This window comes from Mesorhizobium sp. (assembly GCF_005063415.1).
Classification (GTDB): Bacteria; Pseudomonadota; Alphaproteobacteria; order Rhizobiales; family Rhizobiaceae; genus Mesorhizobium.
This window is the reverse complement of the sequence record NZ_SUEG01000007.1, coordinates 11,921-17,978: the sequence shown is the minus strand read 5'-3', so window position 1 is coordinate 17,978 and position 6,058 is coordinate 11,921. Positions and strand designations below refer to the sequence as shown.

At 62.8% G+C, this 6,058-nt stretch carries 8 protein-coding genes; 7 read left to right on the top strand and 1 reads right to left on the bottom strand.

Annotated elements, in window-relative coordinates:
• From E5W70_RS03675 to E5W70_RS03660, 4 genes are all read left to right on the top strand, one after another.
• Positions 1-920, top strand: a 920-nt coding sequence (locus E5W70_RS03675; RefSeq protein ID WP_292654060.1) for a phage tail sheath subtilisin-like domain-containing protein, incomplete at its 5' end; no start/stop codon positions are given.
• Between the two features lie 56 nt (positions 921-976).
• Entirely contained in the window at positions 977-1,342 is a 366-nt protein-coding gene (locus E5W70_RS03670; RefSeq protein WP_292654059.1) for a phage tail tube protein, read from the top strand.
• Between the two features lies 1 nt (position 1,343).
• A complete protein-coding gene (locus E5W70_RS03665) occupies positions 1,344-1,646 on the top strand; it encodes a hypothetical protein (RefSeq protein ID WP_292654058.1) in 303 nt (100 codons plus the stop codon).
• Between the two features lie 139 nt (positions 1,647-1,785).
• The gene (locus E5W70_RS03660; RefSeq protein WP_292654057.1) at positions 1,786-3,594 is read left to right on the top strand and encodes a phage tail tape measure protein; all 1,809 of its coding nucleotides are present in this window, start codon (positions 1,786-1,788) and stop codon (positions 3,592-3,594) included.
• Here the strand turns inward: E5W70_RS03660 and E5W70_RS03655 are convergent.
• Entirely contained in the window at positions 3,591-3,920 is a 330-nt protein-coding gene (locus E5W70_RS03655; protein ID WP_292654056.1) for a hypothetical protein, read from the bottom strand. The two genes, E5W70_RS03660 and E5W70_RS03655, sit on opposite strands and share 4 nt — an antisense overlap.
• A gap of 359 nt (positions 3,921-4,279) precedes the next feature.
• On the opposite strand from E5W70_RS03655, the gene E5W70_RS03650 reads away from it, so the two are divergent.
• From E5W70_RS03650 to E5W70_RS03640, 3 genes are all read left to right on the top strand, one after another.
• Positions 4,280-4,525 carry a hypothetical protein gene (locus E5W70_RS03650; RefSeq protein WP_292654055.1) on the top strand — a complete coding sequence of 82 codons (246 nt, stop codon included), beginning with the start codon at positions 4,280-4,282 and terminating at the stop codon, positions 4,523-4,525.
• Entirely contained in the window at positions 4,522-5,427 is a 906-nt protein-coding gene (locus tag E5W70_RS03645) for a BRO family protein (RefSeq protein ID WP_292654054.1), read from the top strand. Before E5W70_RS03650 ends, E5W70_RS03645 begins: the two co-directional genes overlap by 4 nt.
• On the top strand, positions 5,427-6,058 hold a 632-nt coding region (locus E5W70_RS03640; RefSeq protein ID WP_292654053.1), incomplete at its 3' end, for a DNA circularization N-terminal domain-containing protein. The genes E5W70_RS03645 and E5W70_RS03640, both read left to right, overlap by 1 nt.

Below are 6,058 nucleotides of genomic sequence, written 5' to 3'. Positions count from 1 at the left end.
GAAATGCCGGAGCGCAGCAGCGTGTTGCGGCCGGCGATCCCGACCTGTCGGCGGCACTCGCCTCGCTCGGCGATGATCCCTTCGACTGGATCGTCTCGCCTTTCGCCGACGCGACCAATATCGGCCGCTATGCTGCGCTGCTCAACGATACGTCCGGTCGCTGGGCCTACAACAGGCAGGTCTATGGCCATGTCTTCGCGCCGTCGACCGGCTCGACCGCGGCGCTGACCACGCTTGGCCTGTCCCTCAACGACCGCCATCTTACGATCCTGCCGCGCATCGCAGCTGCCGGCAACGCGTCGCCAGCCTGGCTGTGGGCCGCAGCCCTCGTTTCGCGCATCGTGCCATGGCTGTCCGATGGCGTTACCGGCAACGTCTCGCGCAACCAGACCGGGCTTGTCGTCGAAGGCGTCAAGGCGCAGCGTAACCGCGCGACCGTGCCAACCTATGCCGGCCGCAACACGCTGCTGCGCTCCGGCATTTCCAGCTTCATAATCACGGCCGATGGCCGCGTGGCGATCGACAAGATCATCACCACCTACCAGAAGGACGCCAACGCGCAGCCGGACGAGACCTTCCGCGACATACAGGCCATCGGCCAGCTGGTCGCCATCCTGCGTTTCTTCAGGGCGCAGCTGTCCTACGAGCACGGACAGAAGGCGCTTGCCGATGAAAACCCCGGCGGCCTCGGCTCGCTGTCGACACCGAAGGCGATCAAGGCAACGCTGGTCCATGCTGCCGAGACGATGGAGAAACAGGGCGTGCTCGAGAACGCGCGCGGCTTCGCCGATCGCCTCGTCGTCCAGCGCAACACCGAGAACGCCAACCGTGTCGACATCCTGGCGCCGATCGACCGCGTCAACGCGCTCGACGTGATCGCCGCCAACGCCAGGCTCTACAGCCAGTACCGCGCCGCATAACGCCACTCACCGGCCGAAGCGGCCGATCTCGTTTCAAATCTGGAAAGGAATGACCGATGCAAAACTTCGGTGGAGAGATGACGTTCGCCCTTTCGACCGGCGACCGCATCGTGGTGCGCGGCGCGGCAACCGTGATGGGGTCGAACCTCAACATGACCGGTGCCGCCAACCAGGATGGTTCGATTTACCGAACCGCCGAGCCGGTCGGCTACACGGCCGAACTGACCTTCGAGGACATGACGGCCGACGACTGGAACCGGCTGATGCGTGTCTCGGATTTCAACGTGACGCTGAACGAAGTGTTCAACGGCGCGCAGCATCTGTGGACCGGCGCTGCCTTCACCGGGCGGCCATCCATCAACCGGGCGTCTGGCGAGGTGACCGGCGTCGCGCTGATCGCCCGTGCCTACAAGAAGATCTGACATGGCAGAGAAGACCATCAAGCTTTCGCGTCAGTATCAGGCGCACGATACTGTTTTCGACACGGTGACCGTGCGCGAGCCTCGTTTCGAGGATCTGCTTGCCTTGGGCGAGCCGTTCGAACTGCAGCGAGCTGGTTCACAGGATGTCGTGATCGAAAACACGGCTGCTGTTGCGGCTTACGTCCGTCGCTGCATCGTTGCGCCGGGTGCTGAAAAGCTTGGCGAACTGTCGATCGCCGATGCCCGAAAGGTGCGGGGTGCGGTCCTCGATTTTTTTACCCCTGGCGGGCAGTCGGCAGATTAGTTGCCGACGACATCGGCATCCGCGCCGATGACCTGATTTTTCATTTCCACATGTCGGCGACGGAAGTGGCAGGCATGAGCATATCGTCGGTCCTAGCGTGGCATCGCCGCGGGATTGAATTCCAGAAAAGGCGCAAGTGATGAGCAACCGGACGGTCGAGGCTATCCTTCGCCTGTCGGCGAAGCTCGGCCCGATGGGCGCCTTCGGCCAGCTCGGCAACAAGTTGGATCAGGTCAACCGGAAGGCCGTGGCGTTCAATCGCACCCAAACCGCGATGGCGCGCGCGCAGAATGCCGTGAATGGCCTGATGTCGACCACTTCTATGCGGTACCTCGGCCCCGCCGCCATTGGGTATGGCGCGATCACGGCGACAAAGGAGTATGCGGTATTCGAGCGCCAGTTGACGCGCACCGGCCTGAAGATCGGCGCCACTCGCAAGGAAATGACCGACCTTGGCCGGGATGCCATGAGCATCGCGCAGCGCTATGCCGTATCAAACGATGCGGTTGTCGAGGCCATCGACGCCTACGCCGAAACAGGCGCCGAACTCAGGGATATCCGGTCCGACATCGACGGCATCGTCAAGGCGCAGCAAGGCATGGGGGCGTCCGGCGCCGACGTGGTGAATACGTGGGATGCCGCGCGCCGGTCGATGGGGCTTCTGTCGAAGGAGAGCGAGCGCTTCTTCGACATCGTTGCCGCCGGCGGCGCCAGCGGCAAATTCGAGGGCAGCGACCTGGCGCGCTATCTGCCCAGTCTTTTGCCCGTCGCCGCAGCCAACGGCTTCAGCGGACTTTCCGGATCGGCTTCGATCGTCGGCGCGCTGGAAGCTATGCGCAACAGGGTCGGCACGTCAGAAGAGGCAGCGACCTCGACCAAGGACTTCCTCGAAAAGATCAACAGCCCGACCGTCGCGGCGAACTTCAAGAAGATGGGCGTCGACCTGCCCAAGGCGCTGAAGGAAGCCAAGCGCGACGGCAAGGATCTGTTCGTGACTATGGCCAGATTGATCGAAAAGGCGACGCATGGCGACGTCAGCCTGCTCGGCCATCTGTTCAGCGAACAGGACAGCCGCAACTTCGCGCGCATGCTGGTGCAGGATCTGCCCGGCCTCATGAAGATGATCGATGAATTGCGCGACAAGTCGCAAGGCACAATCCAAGTGAACGTAAAAGCGGTCACCGAAGACGCCATGGCCAGCATCCAGCATCTGTCGAACAGTTGGGACAAGTTTGTTTTGTCGGTTGGACGGGGGCTTGCCGGCGCCGGCGTTCCGCAGCTTCTCGATACCGCCAGTCAGAACCAGGACCGCACCAGCGCGGTTAACGAGCGACTGACCCGTGAAGGTTACAGCGGCTCCGAGCGCCTCGGGTGGTGGTTGCGCCATAGCTTCGACCTGGAGGCGCAGGAGGAAATGGCGCGCCGGCAGAAAACGGTCGACGAGTACTCGAAATATGGCGCCTCGCGCCGTGATGGCGCAAAGACGCGCGAAACGACGTTCGGTGCCGCCATCGACGCCAACGGGCTCCCGGTTCCGGTTCGCCCGGACGCAAATGCTGCCAGCCTCCCGCCGCGATCGGTCGCCGAGCAATACGGCCTATATGGGCGCGGTCATGCGGCGGCAGTCAACGCTGGCGGGTTCGAGCGGACTGCCGATTTCACAATGGCGGCCGCTGCTGCCGAGATGGCTGAGAGCATACAAGAAGGCGGAGCATCCGCCGGACAGTCGATCGCAGAATCTGCGAGGGAGATTAACGCGCAAGCCCAGGCAGGCGGCAGTACATTTGCGGCGATGCTTGCCGGCGTCGGTAAGCAGTTCGGTGCGGAAGCCGCGGCGGCATTCAACGCCAATGTGAAGCTGCCTAACGGCACTGCTGTCACCGTTGGCAGGCCGGTTCGCGCCGACACCGGCCGCTCCGAAGCCGGCCGCGTTATGGGGCCGCGTTAGTCAGCTTCGAAGAGGCCTGGCAGCACCGATCCCGTCGGGCCATAGAGAACCTCGGCCATAGCGCAGGCTGACGGGCGCGGCATCGTTTCGAATTCGGTGTTGAGTGCGTTCCACTTTTCGGCGTCGATCCAGTCAGCGATATTTGGGTTTTTTAGGCGAAGACCGAATGGGTTGAGGTACTTCGCAAGCTGTCTCTCGCGGATGCCATGTCTTCCGCAGAGTTGCCCCAGAGCTGTCGCGCGGCCGATCTGTATGATCAAGTTGTTTTGAGCCGCTATGTCTTTTGCCTGCGCGTTTATTGGCAGCAGTGAAAGCGCCAGCATCATTAGAATTCTCACCGGAAAGCCCTCCTTTGGCGATCCGGTTAAAAAGCAGAGAAACACGGATTAGTCGAGTCGGGGCGGCAAGTATCCCTTATCGCGAAGCCATCCGGTTAATAGAACTTCGATCAGCGACGTCAGAGATCGGTGCTCCGCCTCTGCGGCCTTTTCGGCGGCTTCCTTAAGTGAGGGTTGCAGGCGAAGGTTAACCTGCGCTGTCTTCGCCTCTTTTGCCATTTGTATAGAAAACCTCTTTACAATTTGGTGTGAAGAAGATATCTAGCAGTTCTCTATACAAAAAGCAACGGCCCGATCAAGTGCTTGCAACACCAGATCGGGCCTCACCCCAAACATGGAGTTAAGCCATGAAAGAAGCTGCAATCAGCACTATCACGCGCAGGGGCATTTTGGGAGGGCTGGTCGTGGCCGCTGCCTTGCCGGTCATGGCGTCAGCCGCCGCTCCTGAGTGCCCCCGTGAGCGGGTTCGGCAGGCCGCCGCGGCGCTTGCGGCCGCGATGACGGCGCTGCATGGCAGTGCAAGGGTGCTGATCGACCACGATACGGGCGTGGTGGCCGTTATGAAGGACTTCGGACAAGGAGGTGCGGCGTGAACGCGCTCAATCTTCGCGACCTCGAATTCGAAGGGCAGGGCGTGCGCATGACCGTGCGCGACGATGAACCGTGGTTCGTGCTGTCGGACGTTTGTCGCGTGCTTGATATTGGAAACGTCGGAAACGCGGCCGGGCGCCTTGACGATGATGAGAGGAGTAGCATCCGCAATCCGGATGTTACCTCCGCGGGCGGCAATCCCAACATCACGATCATCAACGAGAGCGGGCTCTACTCGTTGATACTGACCAGCCGCAAGCCGGCCGCCAAGCGTTTCAAGAAATGGGTGACGGCGGAAGTGCTGCCGGCGCTGCGGCGCTCCGGCGCCTATGTCATGACGGCCGAAGACGAAGATCTTCCGAGCCTCGCCGACGGCAAGGTCTTCGGCATGAGGGTGGCGAAGATCAATGCGGCGGCGCGGATGATATCGGTCGCCAATTCGATCTATGGCCCGGCTGCGGCACGTGCGCTGTGGGAAACCGAGCCCGGCCTGCCGAAACTGTCGCAGAAAGCAGTGTCGGTGTTGGCTGGGACCGCAGATGACGATCCTGTCGGATGCTTCCACCATCTGATGCGAGCGGCCGCCGGCAATGGCCGTACCATCGGCCAGGTGATGTCGCTTGCCATTCACGACAGGCTGGCGGCGCGCGGCATGAAGGAATTCGGCATCGTCATCGACCCGCAGGAAGCGCCCGGCATGATTGCGGTCGCCAACCAGCATCCTTTCCTTGCCCGGCACTTTGCCGAAACGCAGTGGATCGGCGACTGGCGCATCGCCCTGGCGCAGCTTCCTGGCGCGAAACCGAGCCGGGGCGGCATAGCGTTTGGCACCGTCGTCACAAAGGCGGTGCTGATTAGCCGAGGTGAAGTGCTGGCATTGCTCAATCCGGTAAGCCTGAACTGATGCGCGACTGGCTGAAAGCGTTCCGGCCCGCCACGTTTCGCGGCGTGCCGTTCTTCGTCGACTATGAGGACGCCGAGGGCGGCCGCCGCGTCGCCGTCTCGCCGATCGCCTATTCCGATCTGCATGTCACCGAGGACATGGGCGGCGATGTCAGGCGGTTTTCGCTCAGCGCCTACGTCGCTGGCGATCTCGCTGACGCCGCCGCTCGCGCGTTCACTGCCGCGCTCAATGCACCGGGCGCCGCCACACTGGTGCTGCCGATGGGCGGACCGGTGCTGGTCAGGGTGCCACGTTGGTCTCTGTCGCGTGAGCGCGGCCGCGCCGGCTATGTCGGCTTCGACATCGAATTTATCGCGGCCGGCCTGCCGTCGCTGCCGTTCGCTGCTGTGCCCGGCGCACTGGCCATTGCATCACTGATCGCTGCCGGGATCGACATGATCGCCGCCGCGACCGGCTTCCGCATGCGTGATGTCGCGCCCGGGCAGGCGGCGCCATCGGCGTTGGCGGTCACGTCAGCCGCATCCAGGATCACCGCGGTTGCCGACGCCGCGGAACTTGCCGAGGACAAGCGGCCGGCCATCGCCGACGCGATCGCGACCGTTACACGGCTTGCGGCCGAGCCGGTTGCGCA

Excerpts from the sequence above, each read along its gene's own strand:
- E5W70_RS03660 (WP_292654057.1), top strand. The coding sequence starts at position 1,786 with ATGAGCAACCGGACGGTCGAGGCTATCCTTCGCCTGTCGGCGAAGCTC.
- E5W70_RS03655 (WP_292654056.1), bottom strand. The coding sequence starts at position 3,920 with ATGATGCTGGCGCTTTCACTGCTGCCAATAAACGCGCAGGCAAAAGAC.
- E5W70_RS03670 (WP_292654059.1), top strand. The coding sequence starts at position 977 with ATGCAAAACTTCGGTGGAGAGATGACGTTCGCCCTTTCGACCGGCGAC.
- E5W70_RS03650 (WP_292654055.1), top strand. The coding sequence starts at position 4,280 with ATGAAAGAAGCTGCAATCAGCACTATCACGCGCAGGGGCATTTTGGGA.
- E5W70_RS03665 (WP_292654058.1), top strand. The coding sequence starts at position 1,344 with ATGGCAGAGAAGACCATCAAGCTTTCGCGTCAGTATCAGGCGCACGAT.